Origin of the sequence: Streptomyces sp. Root431, assembly GCF_001426585.1 — a bacterium.
GTDB classification, from domain to species: Bacteria; Actinomycetota; Actinomycetes; order Streptomycetales; family Streptomycetaceae; genus Streptomyces; species Streptomyces stackebrandtii.
The window spans coordinates 535,290-551,782 of sequence record NZ_LMEI01000013.1 but is presented as its reverse complement, the minus strand read 5'-3'; the positions used below and the strand labels follow the sequence as shown (position 1 = coordinate 551,782).

The following is a 16,493-nucleotide window of genomic DNA, read 5'->3' as shown; positions in this document are numbered from 1 at the left end:
CTTCCTGACCCCACACCCCGCGAAAACAAGGAGGCCGCCGTGGCCCTGAAGACTGTGACCGACGCTTCCTTCGAAGAGGACGTCCTCAAGAGCGACAAGCCCGTCCTGGTGGACTTCTGGGCGGCGTGGTGCGGCCCGTGCCGCCAGATCGCCCCGTCGCTGGAGGCCATTGCCGCGGAGCACGGCGAGATCGAGATCGTGAAGCTCAACATCGACGAGAACCCGGCCACGGCCGCCAAGTACGGCGTCATGTCCATCCCGACGCTGAACGTCTACCAGGGCGGCGAGGTCGTGAAGACGATCGTCGGTGCCAAGCCGAAGGCCGCGATTCTGCGCGACCTGGAAGGCTTCGTCGAGCCCGCGAACGGCTGACACGCTCTCCGTTTCACGTGAAACATGGACCGTGAAACACGAACGGCCCGCCCCGACAAGGGGCGGGCCGTTCTCATGTCCCGGTACTAGAGGGGCCTCAGGGCGGGCTCCTTCTGGACGGCGCCGAGCAGTCGGTCCAGGGCCATCTCGACGTCCTCCTTCCAGGAGAGCGTCGTCCGCAGCTCCAACCTCAGCCGGGGGAAGGCATGGTGCGGCCGGACCGTCTTGAAGCCCACGGCGAGCAGATGATCGGCCGGCAGCACACAGGCCGGCTCCTTCCAGCGGGCATCGCCGAATGCCTCGATCGCCTTGAAGCCCCGCCTCATCACGTCCTTGGCCACGGTCTGCACGACCATCCGACCCAGCCCCTGGCCCTGATACCCCGGCATGATCCAGGCCGTCATCAACTGCACGGCGTCCGCCGCCACCGGGCTGGTCGGGAAGGACGTCGATCGCGGCACATAAGCCGGGGGAGCGTAGAGGACATAGCCGACGGGCACCTCGTCCACGTAGACCACCCGCCCGCAGGACCCCCACTCCAGGAGGACGGCGGAGATCCAGGCTTCCTTCTCCAGCGCCGGACGCCCCGCTTTCACGGCGGCCTCCCCACTGACCGGGTCGAGCTCCCAGAAGACGCAGGAGCGACACCGCTGGGGAAGATCCGGAAGGTTGTCCAGCGTGAGCGGTACGAGCCGACGCCCCACGGCTGCCCCTCGCTTCCCTCGCCACCGAGTACGGATACGCCTCTCAGAATCGTATCGACCGGGCGATCACGGGGACACCGCTCTCAGCCAAAGGGCGGGCCGGGCTCCGGTGAAGACCGGAACACGACCCGCCCTGGGCGGCCTCAGCGCAGCGGGAACGTCAGCCCTGCTCGCCCTGCGCGGCGTTGTTGTGGTCCATGACCTTCCCCTCACCGGGGGCGAGGGTCGAGAGGATCCGGTCCAGATCGTCCATCGACGCGAACTCGACGACGATCTTGCCCTTCTTCTGCCCCAGGTCGACCTTCACCCGGGTCTCGAAGCGGTCGGAGAGACGGGTGGCAAGATCCGTGAGCGCGGGCGAGACGCGTCCCCCGGCACGCGGGCCCTTCGGCTTGACCGCGGCGGGCTGCTCGGAGCCCATGAGGCTCACGATCTCCTCGACGGTACGCACCGAGAGGCCCTCGGCAACGATCCGGTAGGCCAGCTGGTCCTGGGCCTCCGCGTCCTCCACGCCGAGCAGGGCCCGCGCGTGGCCGGCGGAGAGCACGCCGGCGGCGACCCTCCGCTGCACCGGATGAGAGAGACGCAGCAGACGCAGCGTGTTGGAGATCTGCGGGCGGGAGCGCCCGATCCGGTCCGCGAGCTGGTCGTGCGTGCAGCCGAAGTCCTTGAGCAGCTGCTCGTAGGCATGAGCCTCTTCGATCGCGTTCAGCTGAGCCCGGTGGAGGTTCTCCAGGAGGGCGTCCAGGAGCATCTTCTCGTCATCGGTGTCCCGGACGATCGCCGGAATCAGCTCAAGGCCGGCTTCCTTCGAGGCCCGCAGACGACGCTCACCCATGACGAGCTCGTAGCGCTCGTCAGCGACCTTGCGCACGACCACGGGCTGGAGCAGGCCGACCTCCTTGATGGAGACGACGAGCTCCGCCAGGGCGTCCTCGTCGAAGATCTCACGAGGCTGGTGCCGGTTGGGAACGATGGCGTCGAGCGGGAGCTCAGTGAAATAGGCACCTGCCGGAGGCTCCGGCGTGGTCACCGTCTCGGCCTCGCTCCACGGCCCCGACGCATCGGGGGACGGGCTGCTGTGCGGGAGGGATGCCAGCTTCGCGGCGGCCACACCCCGCTCCGAGCTCAGGGCAGGCCCGGCACCCGCGGTGCTCGTACCCGCGCCGACACCGACCATCGGCGTCTGCCGCTCCTGGGGAGCCGAAGGAATCAGCGAACCGAGCCCACGCCCCAATCCCCTACGTCGCTCGCTCACTGGATCCCCTCCGACATGCTGCGCTGGTTGTTCTGTTGCCCTGTGTGGGCGTGCTGCGGGTCGTAGTGCAGAGCAGCACCCCGCAGGGCGATCTCACGAGCCGCTTCCAGGTACGACAGGGCGCCGCTGGAGCCCGGGTCGTACGTGAGGACCGTCTGCCCGTAACTCGGTGCCTCGGAGATGCGGACGGACCTGGGAATGCTGGTCCGCAGCACCTCCTCGGCGAAGTGTGTGCGCACCTCGTCGGCTACCTGGGAGGCAAGCCTCGTCCGGCCGTCGTACATGGTGAGCAGGATCGTCGAGACGTGGAGCCCCGGGTTCAGGTGGCCGCGGACCAGCTCGACGTTCCTCAGCAGCTGGCCGAGACCCTCCAGTGCGTAGTACTCGCACTGGATCGGGATCAGCACCTCGGCTCCCGCCACCATGGCGTTGACCGTGAGCAGGCCGAGTGAGGGCGGGCAGTCGATGAGGATGTAGTCGAGCGGCTGCTCGTAGGCCTGGATCGCCCGCTGCAGACGGCTCTCACGCGCCACCAGCGAGACCAGCTCGATCTCCGCACCGGCGAGATCGATGGTCGCGGGGGCACAGAAGAGGCCCTCGACGTCCAGTACCGGCTGCACCACCTCGGACAGCGGCCTGCTGTCCACCAGGACGTCGTAGATCGAGGGGACCTCGGCGTGGTGGTCGATGCCGAGCGCCGTGGAGGCGTTGCCCTGCGGGTCCAGGTCGATGACCAGGACTCGGGCGCCGTGCAGTGCCAGGGAGGCGGCAAGGTTGACCGTCGTGGTCGTCTTGCCCACGCCGCCCTTCTGGTTGGCGACCACCATCACACGCGTCTGGGCCGGTCGGGGAAGTCCCTCACCGGCACGGCCCAGGGCTTCTACTGCCAGTTGGGCAGCACGACCAATGGGGGTGTCGTCCATCGGGGGCAATGTTTCACGTGAAACATCCTCCCCCACCGATTCGGTTCGGGGACCGGGGACCGGATCGGTCATCGGTCCCGCGATGTTGGCGTCGGACCGCAAGGATTCACTCTCCTCGGCTTCAGGCTCGCGATGAGCAGAGCCTGCCATGCTTTCGGGGTCGTGAACCAGCGAGGTCGGTGGTTCTGTGGGTGAATCCACCTCTGTGGACAACTCCGTAACCCTCGCGAGTGGCTTCGCGCGGGGCTTACGGTCCCGGGGCGTGGCAGCCGCGCGACCGCGGCTGATGATCCCCTGCAGCAGGGAGTGACGTTTCACGTGAAACACCATGCCCCTGCTGCCCGGTCGGAGCCGTTCGACACTCCGAAATGGTACGTATGCGACGCTCAGCGGCGCCGACGGGTCTTGCTCGTCCGGGCGGCCTTGGCGCGCTTGGCCGCGAACCGCACACCACCCGGGCTCTCGCCGACCTCCACCCGGACGACCGTGGACAGCGGATCGACGATCCCCTCGCCCACGTGCAGCACCGAGGTCTCGACCACACCGAGCTTGGAGAGCGCGGCGCGAGCGCCGTTGAGCTCCTCCTCCGCGGTGTCGCCCTTGAGGGCCAGCATCTCGCCGTAGGGGCGGAGCAGAGGAACGCCCCAGCCGGCCAGTCGGTCCAGCGGAGCCACCGCGCGGGCGGTCACCACGTGGACGGGCGTGATCTTGCCGAGCATCTCCTCCGCACGGCCACGGACCACGGTCACGTGGTCGAGGCCCAGCAGCTCGACGACTTCCTGAAGGAAGTTCGTCCGGCGCAGCAGCGGCTCCAGGAGGGTGATCTTGAGGTCCGGGCGGACCAGAGCCAGCGGGATGCCGGGAAGACCTGCTCCCGAGCCCACGTCGCAGACCGTGACGCCCTCGGGCACGACCTCCGAGAGGACGGCACAGTTCAGCATGTGCCGCTCCCACAGCCGCGGGACCTCACGCGGGCCGATCAGGCCGCGCTTCACACCCGCGTCCGCGAGAAGCTCCGCGTACCGCACGGCCTCCGGGAAGTACTCACCGAAGACTGTCCGCGCCTGCTCCGGCGCCTCCGGGAGCTCCGCTGCCTCCGCTGCCTCCGTCACGGGAACCGTCCTTCCGTACCGCACGCAATCCTGCGGGCGCACTGTGGTGGCTGACTATCAGGCTGACAAAGATCGGCCCCGCCTGTGAACAGACGGGGCCGACACTACGAGAAGGATCAGGCCGGGAGCACGACGACGAAGCGCTCCGGCTCCTCGCCCTCGGACTCGCTGCGCAGACCGGCCGCGGCGATCGCGTCGTGCACGACCTTGCGCTCGAACGGCGTCATCGGGTCCAGCTTGACCGGCTGCCCGCTGGACTTGACCTCGTCCGCGGCCTTGGCGCCCAGCTCGGCGAGCTCGGTGCGCTTCTGGGCGCGGAAACCGGCGATGTCGAGCATGAGCCGGCTGCGGTCGCCCGTCTCACGGTGCACGGCCAGGCGCGTCAGCTCCTGGAGAGCCTCCAGGACCTCGCCGTCGCGGCCCACGAGCTTCTGCAGGTCACGGCTGCTGGAGTCGCTGACGATCGAGACCGCGGCGCGGTCCGCCTCGACGTCCATGTCGATGTCGCCGTCGAGATCGGCGATGTCGAGCAGACCCTCGAGGTAGTCGGCCGCGATCTCACCCTCCTGCTCCAGGCGGGTCAGGGTGTCGCCACCCTCGGCGGCGGCGGAGGTGATGCCTTCCGTCACGGATGGTCTCCTTCTTACTTCTTGGACGACGGGTGCTTGGGCCGCTGCTGACCCTTGCGCTGACCGGACTTGCCCTGGCGGGAGCCGCCGGAGTTGGCGCGGGGGCGCGCGGGCTTGTCGCCCTGCGCCTGGTCCTGCGCCTCGTCCTTCGCCTCGGCGTCGGCCTTGGCCGAATCCTGCGGCTTCTTCTCCAGCGAGGTGGTCGCCTGCTCGGCGGCCGGCTCGGAGTCTTCCTCGGCGTCCTTCGCCACGACGTGCTGCGCCGCAGCAGCCTGGCGCTGGGCCTTGGTCTGACGCTTGGGCTGCTGGCGCTTGGCGGTGGCGCCGCCCTCGGCCTCGGCCTCGATCGTGTCGCTCTTGATCACGGTGCCGTCGGCCTGGGCCGCGAAACCGGCCTTGGTCAGACCCGCGAAGAAGCGGCGCTCGTTCTCGTTGCGGTCGCCGCCCTTGGCGACGATGACCTTGACGATGTTCTTCCGACGGCGGCCGCGGACCTCACCGTGCGCGGTGACGCTCTTCAGCAGGCGCTGGAGGTAGGAGTCCTGCGCCTTGCTGCCCGGGGTCGGGTTCTGGTTGATCACGTACATCTGCTGGCCCATGGTCCACACGTTGGTGGTCAGCCAGTAGACGAGGACACCGACGGGGAAGTTGATACCCATGACGGCGAAGATCACCGGGAAGATGTACATGAGCATCTTCTGCTGCTGCATGTACGGGGTCTTCACCGAGAGGTCGACGTTCTTCATCATCAGCTGGCGCTGCGTGAAGAACTGCGAGGCCGACATCAGGACGATCATGACCGCGGTGACGATGCGGACCGAGGTCAGCGAAGCGTCGAGAGCGGCGACCTCAGCGGCGCTGTCGGTGAACTTCGCGGCCAGCGGGGCGCCGAAGATGTGAGCCTGACGGGCGCTGGCGAGCAGCGGGCCGTCGATGACACCGATCTCCTTGCCGGAGGCGATCGAGGACAGCACGTGGTACAGGGCGAAGAAGAACGGCGACTGCGCCAGGATGGGAAGGCACGAGGAGAGCGGGTTGGTACCCGTCTCCTTGTACAGCTTCATCATCTCTTCGGACTGACGCTGCTTGTCGCTCTTGTAGCGCTCCTGGATCGCCTTCATCTTCGGCTGGAGCGCCTGCATGTTCCGCGTCGACTTGATCTGCTTGACGAACAGCGGGATCAGACAGATACGGATCAGCACCACGAGAGACACGATGGACAGGCCCCAGGCCCAGCCCGTGTCAGGGCCGAAGACCGCCCCGTACACCTTGTGGAACTGGACGATGACCCAGGAAACGGGCCAGGTGATGAAGCTGAACAGACTGGCAATCGTGTCCACTAATCAGGCTCCTTGAGCATTGGGCGAGGTCTCGGCGGCCGGGCTCGTCTCGGCGGTGGACCCGCCCTTGTCGCCGCGCAGCGCGTTCCTCAGCATTTCGTGCCAGCGAGGGCGCTTCCGCGGGGGGACATGGTCCACACCGCCGGGCGACCACGGGTTGCACCGCAGGATGCGCCAGGCGGTCAGGGCCGTGCCCTTGATCGCGCCATGCCGGTCGATGGCCGTGAATCCGTAGTGGGAACACGACGGGTAGTACCGGCAGACGGGCCCCAGAAGAGGGCTGATCGTCCACTGGTACAGCTTGATGAGAGCCAGCAGCGGGTACTTCATCGCGTGCCCCCTCCCAGCAACCGCTGAAAAGCGGCGTCCAGGTCTCGGGCCAGCTGTGCGTGGTCGGCGTCACCGGCTCCGGGCAACGCCCGTACGACCACCAGGCTACCGGGGGGCAGCTCGGACAGTCGGTCGCGGAGGAGATGGCGCAGGCGACGCTTCACCTGGGTGCGTACGACCGCACCGCCCACGGCCTTGCTCACGACGAAACCCGCACGCGTCGGGGGAGCGCTCTCCCCAGGCGCGTGCGGGTCCGTTGCACCGCTGCGTAGGTGGACGACGAGGAGCGGGCGACCAGCCCGGCGACCTCGGCGTACCGCGGTTGCGAAGTCCTCGCGCCGCCTCAGCCGATTCTCGGTAGGCAGCACGTCATGACCTGTTTAAGTGGATCAGGCGGACAGGCTCGCGCGACCCTTGCCACGGCGGTTCGCCAGGATGGCGCGGCCGGCACGGGTGCGCATGCGCAGGCGGAAGCCGTGGGTCTTCGCGCGACGACGGTTGTTCGGCTGGAAGGTGCGCTTGCTCACTCGGGGGCTCCAGAAATGATTCGGGTGGTGGCGGGACATCGCCTGGCTGTCACCGTGCGCCCACGAGTAGCTCGTAACGCCCGATAGCACCGCTTCGCGATCACAAAACGTGATCTTTGCCCATCGGAGGCAGGCGGCAGCAGCCATCGACAACTCGACCTGGTCACGGTACGCGCGGCTACGCCATCCGGTCAAACCGACCTGTCGCCATGGTCCATTATGCACAGGCTGTGGACAACAACTTGAACCACGTCAGCCGCCCCGACTACCGTGGTGAGACTCCACAGTCTTTTCCGTTCTGTCCTCACCTGTCCTCAACGGACCCGTCCTCACGGACTTCGACCCACCGTCCCCGAGAACCACACCATCGTGGGACCTGCGAGAAAGCGTGCCCCGTGGCTGACGTACCTGCCGATCTTGCCGCAGTGTGGCCACGCGTCCTCGAGTACCTTCTCGGCGAAGGCCAGCAGGGGATCGAAGCCAAGGACAAGCAGTGGATCGAGCGCTGCCAGCCGCTGGCCCTGGTCGCGGACACCGCTCTCCTCGCCGTACCCAACGAGTGGGGCAAGCGCGTCCTCGAGGGCCGGCTCGCTCCGCTGATCAGCGAGACCCTGAGCCGTGAGTGCGGTCGCCCGATCCGGATCGCGATCACCGTCGACGACTCCGTCGGTGAACCGACCCCGCCCGCGCCGCCGACGCAGCAGCCCCGCTACGACGACCGCCAGCAGCCCGAGCCGTACGAGAAGTACGAAGGCTACGGTCACCGTCCGATGCCCGACGACGGGCTGCCCACCGCGCGGCCGGCCTACCCGGACTACCAGCAGCCGCAGCGGCCCGACCCCGGCGCCTGGCCGCGCACGCAGGAGGACCTGTCCTGGCAGCAGCCGCGGCTCGGCGGCTACCAGGAGCGTGCCCCGTACACCGGTCCGGAGCAGTCCCGGCAGACCCGCTATGACGAGCCCTCCCGGGGATACGAGCAGCCGCAGCGGCCCGAGCGCGCCGAGCTGCCCGACCCGCAGGGCCCCGGCGCCCGCCCCGGCCCCCGGCCCGGCGGCGGTCCGGTCCACGGCGGTCCCGGCTCCTCCTCCGGGCAGGGCTCCGGCGCACCGGGCGAGCAGCACGCGCGGCTGAACCCCAAGTACCTCTTCGACACCTTCGTCATCGGTTCCTCGAACCGCTTCGCGCACGCCGCCGCCGTCGCGGTGGCCGAGGCGCCGGCGAAGGCGTACAACCCGCTCTTCATCTACGGGGAGTCGGGGCTCGGCAAGACCCACCTGCTGCACGCCATCGGCCACTACGCGCGGAGCCTCTACCCGGGCACGCGCGTGCGGTACGTGAGCTCCGAGGAGTTCACCAACGAGTTCATCAACTCGATCCGCGACGGCAAGGGCGACGCCTTCCGCAAGCGCTACCGCGATGTGGACATCCTGCTCGTCGACGACATCCAGTTCCTCGCGAGCAAGGAGTCGACGCAGGAGGAGTTCTTCCACACCTTCAATACGCTGCACAACGCGAACAAGCAGATCGTGCTCTCCTCGGACCGGCCGCCCAAGCAGCTGGTCACGCTGGAGGACCGGCTCCGCAACCGCTTCGAGTGGGGTCTCACCACCGACGTGCAGCCGCCCGAGCTGGAGACGCGGATCGCGATCCTCCGCAAGAAGGCCGTACAGGAGCAGCTCAACGCCCCGCCGGAGGTGCTGGAGTTCATCGCCTCCCGGATCTCGCGGAACATCCGCGAGCTGGAAGGCGCGCTGATCCGGGTGACGGCCTTCGCGAGCCTCAACCGGCAGCCGGTGGACCTCGGACTCACCGAGATCGTCCTGAAGGACCTGATCCCCGGCGGCGAGGACAGCTCGCCGGAGATCACCGCCCCCGCGATCATGGCGGCCACGGCCGACTACTTCGGGCTGACGGTGGAGGACCTCTGCGGATCGTCGCGCAGCCGCGTGCTGGTGACGGCGCGGCAGATCGCGATGTACCTGTGCCGTGAGCTGACGGACCTGTCGCTGCCGAAGATCGGCGCGCAGTTCGGCGGCCGCGACCACACGACGGTGATGCACGCGGACCGGAAGATCCGCGCGCTGATGGCGGAGCGGCGCTCCATCTACAACCAGGTCACCGAGCTCACGAACCGCATCAAGAACGGCTGACGGACCGCCGCCGCAGCACCGCCGAAGGGCGCTCCAGGACACCTCCTGGGGCGCCCTTCGGCGTTCTCGAACCCCTTCCGAGGGTGCCCCTGTTCGCTGTGCACAGCTGTGTACGAGCGCGGGGTGTTCGATTACTCCGTTCCGGTGGCGGGTTCTCCACAGATTGGGGGATGATCTCCCGTCCACAGGGTGGGGACTGTCGAGTTATCCGGATTGTGTCCACAGGTCCGGCTGGTGACAGATCATCACCCCAGGTCAGGCCCTTGTGGATTTGTTGGCAACTTCTTTCCACAGCCTGTGGATGAAATCTTCGTCCACAGGGGGCCCGGAAAGTTGTCCACTGGCTGCCCACAGGGGGCCGGTGGTTGCCCACAGCTTCTCCACACCCCTGTCCACTGTTCGGCAACGAATCGCCCGGCCTCACCGCGTCGAGTGAAAGCGGTCACACCAAGGGAGACGGTTGGGCTGTGGGGAACGTGGGTAAAGCTGGGGACAGCGCTGGGGAGAACTCCCCATGGCCTGTGTACCGGGTGTGCAGAACTTTTGGGTGTCCACAGAGAGCCCTGGTTTTCCACGGGTTCCACCCACAGGGTCGGTGGACAAAAAACTGGGCCTGACCTGCGAAAACGACGTTATCCACCGTTTCCACAGGCCCTACTACTACTCCCACTTAGAGTTAGCTAGGAATCCGCTTCGAAGTGGGGCCTGTGCACAACTCGCCGCCGGAGCTCCGACGCGCCCTCGTCGCGACTTGACCCCGAGCAGCACCGAGTGTCGGCGGCGTACGTCAGACTGGTTCCCGCAGTCGACGAAGAGCCAGCAACAAGCAGGAGGCGGTTCCGGTGAAGATCCGGGTGGAGCGCGACGTACTTGCCGAGGCGGTGGCCTGGGTGGCCCGCAGCCTCCCGGCCCGTCCGCCGGCTCCCGTACTCGCGGGCCTTCTGCTGAAGGCCGAGGACGGCGCGCTGAGCTTCTCGAGCTTCGACTACGAGGTCTCGGCCCGGGTCTCCGTCGAGGCGGAGGTCGAGGAGGACGGCACCGTCCTGGTCTCCGGCCGGCTGCTCGCCGACATCTGCCGCGCCCTCCCCAACCGGCCGGTGGAGATTTCCACAGACGGTGTACGGGCGACCGTGGTCTGCGGCTCCTCCCGCTTCACCCTCCACACTCTGCCTGTGGAGGAGTACCCGGCACTGCCGGAGATGCCCACCGCGACCGGCACCGTCCCCGGTGAGGTCTTCGCCTCCGCCGCCGCGCAGGTGGCCATCGCCGCCGGCCGTGACGACACGCTGCCCGTCCTCACCGGTGTGCGCATCGAGATCGAGGGCGACACGGTCACCCTGGCCTCCACCGACCGCTACCGCTTCGCGGTCCGCGAGTTCCTGTGGAAGCCGGAGTCCCCGGACGCCTCCGCGGTCGCCCTGGTGCCCGCGAAGACCCTCCTGGACACCGCCAAGGCGCTCACGAGCGGCGACACGGTCACGCTGGCGCTCTCCGGCTCCGGCAAGGGCGAGGGCCTCATCGGCTTCGAGGGCGCGGGGCGCCGCACCACCACCCGGCTGCTCGAGGGCGACCTGCCGAAGTACCGCACGCTCTTCCCCACCGAGTTCAACTCGGTCGCGGTGATCGAGACCGCGCCCTTCGTCGAGGCCGTCAAGCGCGTGGCCCTGGTCGCCGAGCGCAACACGCCGGTCCGTCTGAGCTTCGAGCAGGGCGTGCTCATCCTGGAGGCCGGCTCCAGCGACGACGCACAGGCTGTGGAGCGTGTGGACGCGCAGCTGGAGGGCGACGACATCTCGATCGCCTTCAACCCGACCTTCCTCCTGGACGGCCTGAGCGCGATCGACTCCCCGGTCGCCCAGCTCTCCTTCACGACCTCCACGAAGCCGGCGCTGCTCAGCGGCAAGCCGGCCCTGGACGCCGAGGCGGACGAGGCCTACAAGTACCTGATCATGCCGGTGCGGCTCAGCGGCTGAGGCCTGGCCGAACGCGCCTCGTGGGGGTCGTCGCCTGAGCGGCTGACCCCACAGGTGTGCACCCGGGGCCGGGCGTAGGCTCGGACCCGGGTACACCGCACACGACGCTTAAGGAATTTCTGATGGAGCTCGGTCTCGTCGGTCTCGGCAAGATGGGCGGCAACATGCGCGAGCGCATCCGCCGCGCAGGCCACACCGTCATCGGATACGACCGCAACCCGGACCTCGCCGATGTCCACAGCCTCGAAGAGCTTGTGGGCAAGCTCAAGGGTCCGCGCGTCGTGTGGGTCATGGTCCCCGCCGGTGCCGCGACCCAGTCCACGATCGACGAGCTGGCCGACCTGCTCGCCCCCGGCGACATCGTCGTGGACGGCGGGAACTCCCGCTGGACCGACGACGAGAAGCACGCCGAGGAGCTCGCGGCCAAGGGCATCGGGTTCGTCGACTGCGGCGTCTCCGGCGGCGTCTGGGGCCTGGAGAACGGCTACGCGCTGATGTACGGCGGCTCCGCCGAGGACGTGGCGAAGGTCCAGCCGATCTTCGACGCGCTCAAGCCCGAGGGCGAGTTCGGCTCGGTGCACGCGGGCAAGGTCGGCGCCGGCCACTTCGCGAAGATGGTCCACAACGGCATCGAGTACGCGATGATGCAGGCCTACGCCGAGGGCTGGGAGCTCCTGGAGAAGGTCGACTCCGTCACTGACGTGCGCGAGGTCTTCCGCTCCTGGCAGGAGGGCACGGTCATCCGTTCCTGGCTGCTGGACCTCGCGGTGAACGCGCTGGACGAGGACGAGCACCTGGACGGGCTGCGCGGCTACGCGTCGGACTCCGGCGAGGGCCGGTGGACCGTCGAGGCCGCCATCGACAACGCCGTGCCGCTGCCGGCGATCACCGCGTCGCTGTTCGCGCGGTTCGCGTCGCGGCAGGACGACTCCCCGCAGATGAAGATGATCGCCGCGCTGCGCAACCAGTTCGGTGGCCACGCGGTCGAGACGAAGAAGTAATCCACAGGCTGTGCACCCCGCGGTGCACAGCCGCCGGGGGAAGAAGGTCGGCGCCCACCATGCACGTCACGCATCTGTCGCTGGCCGACTTCCGCTCGTACGCCCGGGTCGAGGTTCCGCTCGACCCGGGCGTCACCGCGTTCGTGGGCGCGAACGGCCAGGGCAAGACGAACCTGGTCGAGGCCGTCGGCTATCTCGCGACCCTCGGCAGCCACCGCGTCGCCTCGGACGCCCCGCTCGTACGGATGGGGGCGGAGCGGGCCGTCATCCGGGCCGCCGTCACACAGGGCGAGCGCTCCCAGCTGATCGAGCTCGAACTCAATCCGGGCCGGGCCAACCGTGCCCGTATCAACAGGTCCTCGCAGGTCAGGCCGCGTGACGTCCTCGGGATCGTCCGGACCGTGCTGTTCGCGCCGGAGGACCTCGCCCTGGTGAAGGGCGACCCCGGCGAGCGGCGCCGCTTCCTCGACGAGCTGATCACCGCGCGCACACCGCGCATGGCGGGCGTGCGCTCCGACTACGAGCGCGTGCTCAAGCAGCGCAACACGCTCCTGAAGTCGGCGGCGATGGCCCGCCGGCACGGCGGCCGCGGCATGGACCTGTCCACCCTCGACGTGTGGGACCAGCACCTCGCGCGGGCCGGTGCGGAGCTGCTCGCGCAGCGCCTCGACCTCATCCACACCCTCCAGCCGCTCGCCGACAAGGCGTACGAGCAGCTGGCGCCGGGCGGCGGACCGATTCTGCTGGAGTACCGCCCCTCCGCGCCGGGCGCCGGACAGACCCGCGAGGAGCTGTACGAGCAGCTGATCGCCGCCCTCGCCGAGGTCCGCAAGCAGGAGATCGAGCGGGGCGTGACGCTCGTCGGACCGCACCGGGACGAGCTGCTGCTCAAGCTCGGCGACCTGCCGGCGAAGGGGTACGCGAGCCACGGCGAGTCCTGGTCGTACGCGCTGGCGCTGCGGCTCGCCTCGTACGACCTGCTGCGTTCCGAGGGCAACGAGCCGGTCCTCGTCCTCGACGACGTCTTCGCCGAGCTGGACGCGCGCCGGCGCGAGCGGCTCGCGGAGCTGGTGGCGGGCGGCGAGCAGGTGCTCGTGACGGCGGCGGTCGACGACGACGTGCCGGGGGTCCTCGCGGGGACGCGGTACGAGGTGGCCAGCGGGACGGTGGAGCGGGTATGAGCGAGCAGCAGTCACTGGGCGCCGGGTCCGGCGCCGGGGCGTCGGAGCCGCCGGAAGCCCCCAAGGTCCCCGAGTCCTCGGGCATCGATCTGGCGCGGGTCGCGCTGCGCGCCGCCAAGGAGCAGGCGAAGGCGCGGGGCGCCGCCGCGCAGCAGAAGAAGCAGGCCCGGCGAGGGGGTGGACTGCGCTCCGGCGCGCGCGCCGACGGGCGCGACCCGATGGCGCTCGGCGCGGCGATCAACCGGCTGATCACCGAGCGCGGCTGGGAGACCCCGGCTGCGGTCGGCGGGGTCATGGGCCGCTGGCCGCAGATCGTCGGCGAGGACCTGGCGAAGCACTGCGTACCGCTGAAGTTCGACGACGAGCCGGACGCGCGGGTCCTCACCGTGCAGTGCGACTCCACGGCGTGGGCGACGCAGCTGCGGCTGCTCGCGCCGCGGCTCGTGGCCCGGCTGAACGAGGACCTGGGGCACGGGACGGTGCGGGTCATCAAGGTGCTGGGGCCGGGGGCGCCGCGGCGGGGGTACGGGCCGCTGCGGGCGCCGGGGTCCGTGGGGCCCGGGGACACGTACGGGTAGTCGGCGGTACGGGGCCGGGGCCGGGGCCGTGTGCCGCGGGTGCCGGCGAAGGGTGCTGCGCGTGCCGACAAAGGGTGCTGATCCGGTGGCCGCGACGCGATGGAGCGCGTGCCCATGGCGGGAGTCCGACCGTATGCCCACAACGCGCTACGACCCGAAGCGCTAGGTGGCCGTCAGAGGGCTCTGGAGCCCCTGTCTGGATATGGGGAGTCGTCTCGCTACCGCTCAGGGCGGCACATGCGGACTCAGGCACCGGCAAACCCCCATGACTGTCTGCGCTACCGGTAGACTGGGGAGACAATCCCGCCACCTTGCGGAACATGTCGAACGACGCAGCCGCTCCCGCATGCCCGGAGAACGGCCTGTGCTGTGCCAGAGAGGGCGCTTCGTGGCCGATTCCGGCAACCCCAACGAGAACAACCAGTACACCGCCAGCAACATCCAGGTCCTCGAAGGCCTGGATGCGGTGCGCAAGCGCCCTGGCATGTACATCGGCTCGACCGGTGAGCGCGGTCTGCACCACATGGTGCAGGAGGTCGTCGACAACTCGGTCGACGAAGCCCTGGCCGGCCACGCCGACACCATCGACGTGACGATCCTGCCCGACGGCGGCGTCCGCGTCATCGACAACGGCCGTGGCATCCCGGTCGGCATCGTCGCCTCCGAGGGCAAGCCGGCCGTCGAGGTCGTGCTGACCGTGCTGCACGCGGGCGGCAAGTTCGGCGGCGGCGGCTACGCCGTCTCCGGCGGTCTCCACGGCGTCGGCGTCTCCGTCGTCAACGCCCTCTCCACCAAGGTTTCGGTGGAGATCAAGACCGACGGCTACCGCTGGACCCAGGACTACAAGATGGGCGCCCCGGTCGAGGCGCTCGTGCAGAACGAGGCGACCGACGAGACCGGCACCTCGGTCACGTTCTGGGCCGACCCGGACATCTTCGAGACCACCGAGTACTCCTTCGAGACGCTCGCGCGCCGCTTCCAGGAGATGGCCTTCCTCAACAAGGGCCTCACCCTGACGCTCACGGACGAGCGCGAGTCGGCGAAGGCCACGGTCGGCGCGGACGACCCGGACGCGGAGGCCTCCGAGGCCGCCGCGCGCACGGTGAAGTACCACTACGAGGGCGGCATCGTCGACTTCGTGAAGTACCTCAACTCGCGCAAGGGCGAGCTGATCCACCCCACCGTGATCGACCTGGAGGCGGAGGACAAGGACAAGGCCCTGTCCCTCGAGGTCGCGATGCAGTGGAACAGCGGCTACAGCGAGGGCGTGTACTCCTTCGCCAACATCATCCACACCCACGAGGGCGGCACGCACGAGGAGGGCTTCCGTGCGGCGCTGACCTCGCTGATCAACAAGTACGCGCGCGACAAGAAGCTGCTCCGCGAGAAGGACGACAACCTCACGGGCGACGACATCCGCGAGGGTCTGACCGCGATCATCTCGGTCAAGCTGAGCGAGCCGCAGTTCGAGGGCCAGACCAAGACCAAGCTGGGCAACACGGAGGCGAAGACCTTCGTCCAGAAGGCGGTCTACGAGCACCTCAACGACTGGCTCGACCGCAACCCGGTCGAGGCCGCGGACATCATCCGCAAGTCGATCCAGGCCGCCACCGCGCGCGTCGCCGCCCGCAAGGCGCGCGACCTGACCCGCCGCAAGGGCCTGCTCGAGTCGGCGTCGCTGCCCGGCAAGCTCTCCGACTGCCAGTCGAACGACCCCGCCAAGTGCGAGATCTTCATCGTCGAGGGTGACTCCGCCGGCGGCTCGGCCAAGTCCGGCCGCAACCCGATGTACCAGGCCATCCTGCCGATCCGCGGCAAGATCCTGAACGTCGAGAAGGCCAGGATCGACAAGATCCTGCAGAACACCGAGGTCCAGGCGCTGATCTCGGCCTTCGGCACCGGTGTGCACGAGGACTTCGACATCGAGAAGCTCCGCTATCACAAGATCATCCTGATGGCGGACGCCGACGTCGACGGTCAGCACATCAACACCCTGCTGCTGACCTTCCTCTTCCGCTTCATGCGGCCGCTGGTCGAGGCAGGTCACGTCTTCCTCTCGCGCCCGCCGCTCTACAAGATCAAGTGGGGCCGGGACGACTTCGAGTACGCGTACTCGGACCGCGAGCGGGACGCGCTCGTCGCGCTCGGCAAGCAGAACGGCAAGCGGATCAAGGAAGACTCGATCCAGCGCTTCAAGGGCCTCGGCGAGATGAACGCCGAGGAGCTGCGCGTCACGACCATGGACGTCGAGCACCGTGTGCTCGGCCAGGTCACCCTGGACGACGCGGCGCAGGCCGACGACCTGTTCTCGGTGCTGATGGGCGAGGACGTGGAGGCACGGCGCTCGTTCATCCAGCGCAACGCCAAGGACGTTCGCTTCCTCGACATCTGAGTCGGTCTCAGCTGACCGTACGA

General features: G+C 68.7%; 16 protein-coding genes. 7 read left to right on the top strand and 9 right to left on the bottom strand.

Translation table 11 applies throughout. From position 1 onward, the window contains the following. Window positions 1-39 precede the first annotated feature (39 nt). A complete protein-coding gene (gene trxA, locus ASC82_RS27950; protein ID WP_024760404.1) occupies window positions 40-372 on the top strand; it encodes a thioredoxin in 333 nt (110 codons plus the stop codon). Between the two features lie 86 nt (window positions 373-458). On the opposite strand, the gene ASC82_RS27945 is transcribed toward trxA, so the two are convergent. From ASC82_RS27945 to rpmH, 9 genes are all read right to left on the bottom strand, one after another. Further along, entirely contained in the window at window positions 459-1,076 is a 618-nt protein-coding gene (locus ASC82_RS27945; RefSeq protein ID WP_056653687.1) for a GNAT family N-acetyltransferase, read from the bottom strand. A 160-nt stretch (window positions 1,077-1,236) separates the two neighbouring features. Beyond that, entirely contained in the window at window positions 1,237-2,334 is a 1,098-nt protein-coding gene (locus tag ASC82_RS27940) for a ParB/RepB/Spo0J family partition protein (RefSeq protein ID WP_056653683.1), read from the bottom strand. Continuing rightward, entirely contained in the window at window positions 2,331-3,407 is a 1,077-nt protein-coding gene (locus tag ASC82_RS27935) for a ParA family protein (protein ID WP_079039523.1), read from the bottom strand. The genes ASC82_RS27940 and ASC82_RS27935 overlap by 4 nt, the downstream gene beginning before the upstream one ends. Window positions 3,408-3,643: 236 nt before the next feature. Beyond that, window positions 3,644-4,393, bottom strand: a complete 750-nt coding sequence (gene rsmG, locus ASC82_RS27930; protein WP_056653679.1) for a 16S rRNA (guanine(527)-N(7))-methyltransferase RsmG — start codon at window positions 4,391-4,393, stop codon at window positions 3,644-3,646. Between the two features lie 92 nt (window positions 4,394-4,485). After that, window positions 4,486-4,998: a R3H domain-containing nucleic acid-binding protein gene (locus ASC82_RS27925; protein WP_024760399.1), complete on the bottom strand. Its 513-nt coding sequence runs from the start codon at window positions 4,996-4,998 to the stop codon at window positions 4,486-4,488. Between the two features lie 14 nt (window positions 4,999-5,012). Then, window positions 5,013-6,338, bottom strand: coding sequence for a membrane protein insertase YidC (yidC, locus tag ASC82_RS27920; RefSeq protein WP_056653675.1), 1,326 nt, complete (start codon window positions 6,336-6,338; stop codon window positions 5,013-5,015). Window positions 6,339-6,341: 3 nt separating this feature from the next. Continuing rightward, on the bottom strand, window positions 6,342-6,668 hold the full coding sequence (gene yidD / locus ASC82_RS27915; protein ID WP_015034858.1) for a membrane protein insertion efficiency factor YidD: 327 nt from the start codon (window positions 6,666-6,668) through the stop codon (window positions 6,342-6,344). Then, window positions 6,665-7,036, bottom strand: a complete 372-nt coding sequence (rnpA, locus tag ASC82_RS29780; protein WP_079039522.1) for a ribonuclease P protein component — start codon at window positions 7,034-7,036, stop codon at window positions 6,665-6,667. Before rnpA ends, yidD begins: the two co-directional genes overlap by 4 nt. A gap of 21 nt (window positions 7,037-7,057) precedes the next feature. Continuing rightward, on the bottom strand, window positions 7,058-7,195 hold the full coding sequence (gene rpmH / locus ASC82_RS27905) for a 50S ribosomal protein L34 (RefSeq protein WP_006381191.1): 138 nt from the start codon (window positions 7,193-7,195) through the stop codon (window positions 7,058-7,060). Between the two features lie 395 nt (window positions 7,196-7,590). On the opposite strand from rpmH, the gene dnaA reads away from it, so the two are divergent. The 6 genes from dnaA to gyrB all read left to right on the top strand — a co-directional run bounded on the left by dnaA (window position 7,591) and on the right by gyrB (window position 16,470). Beyond that, entirely contained in the window at window positions 7,591-9,345 is a 1,755-nt protein-coding gene (gene dnaA, locus ASC82_RS27900) for a chromosomal replication initiator protein DnaA (protein WP_024760396.1), read from the top strand. An 842-nt stretch (window positions 9,346-10,187) separates the two neighbouring features. Next, the gene (gene dnaN, locus ASC82_RS27895; protein WP_015034855.1) at window positions 10,188-11,318 is read left to right on the top strand and encodes a DNA polymerase III subunit beta; all 1,131 of its coding nucleotides are present in this window, start codon (window positions 10,188-10,190) and stop codon (window positions 11,316-11,318) included. A 122-nt stretch (window positions 11,319-11,440) separates the two neighbouring features. Further along, the gene (gnd, locus tag ASC82_RS27890) at window positions 11,441-12,319 is read left to right on the top strand and encodes a phosphogluconate dehydrogenase (NAD(+)-dependent, decarboxylating) (RefSeq protein ID WP_024760395.1); all 879 of its coding nucleotides are present in this window, start codon (window positions 11,441-11,443) and stop codon (window positions 12,317-12,319) included. 59 nt (window positions 12,320-12,378) lie between these two features. Continuing rightward, window positions 12,379-13,500 carry a DNA replication/repair protein RecF gene (recF, locus tag ASC82_RS27885; protein ID WP_056653672.1) on the top strand — a complete coding sequence of 374 codons (1,122 nt, stop codon included), beginning with the start codon at window positions 12,379-12,381 and terminating at the stop codon, window positions 13,498-13,500. Further along, complete coding sequence (locus tag ASC82_RS27880; protein WP_056653668.1) at window positions 13,497-14,078, top strand: DciA family protein; 582 nt, start codon at window positions 13,497-13,499, stop codon at window positions 14,076-14,078. Before recF ends, ASC82_RS27880 begins: the two co-directional genes overlap by 4 nt. Before the next feature lie 364 nt (window positions 14,079-14,442). Then, the gene (gene gyrB, locus ASC82_RS27875) at window positions 14,443-16,470 is read left to right on the top strand and encodes a DNA topoisomerase (ATP-hydrolyzing) subunit B (RefSeq protein WP_056653666.1); all 2,028 of its coding nucleotides are present in this window, start codon (window positions 14,443-14,445) and stop codon (window positions 16,468-16,470) included. Window positions 16,471-16,493 lie beyond the last annotated feature (23 nt).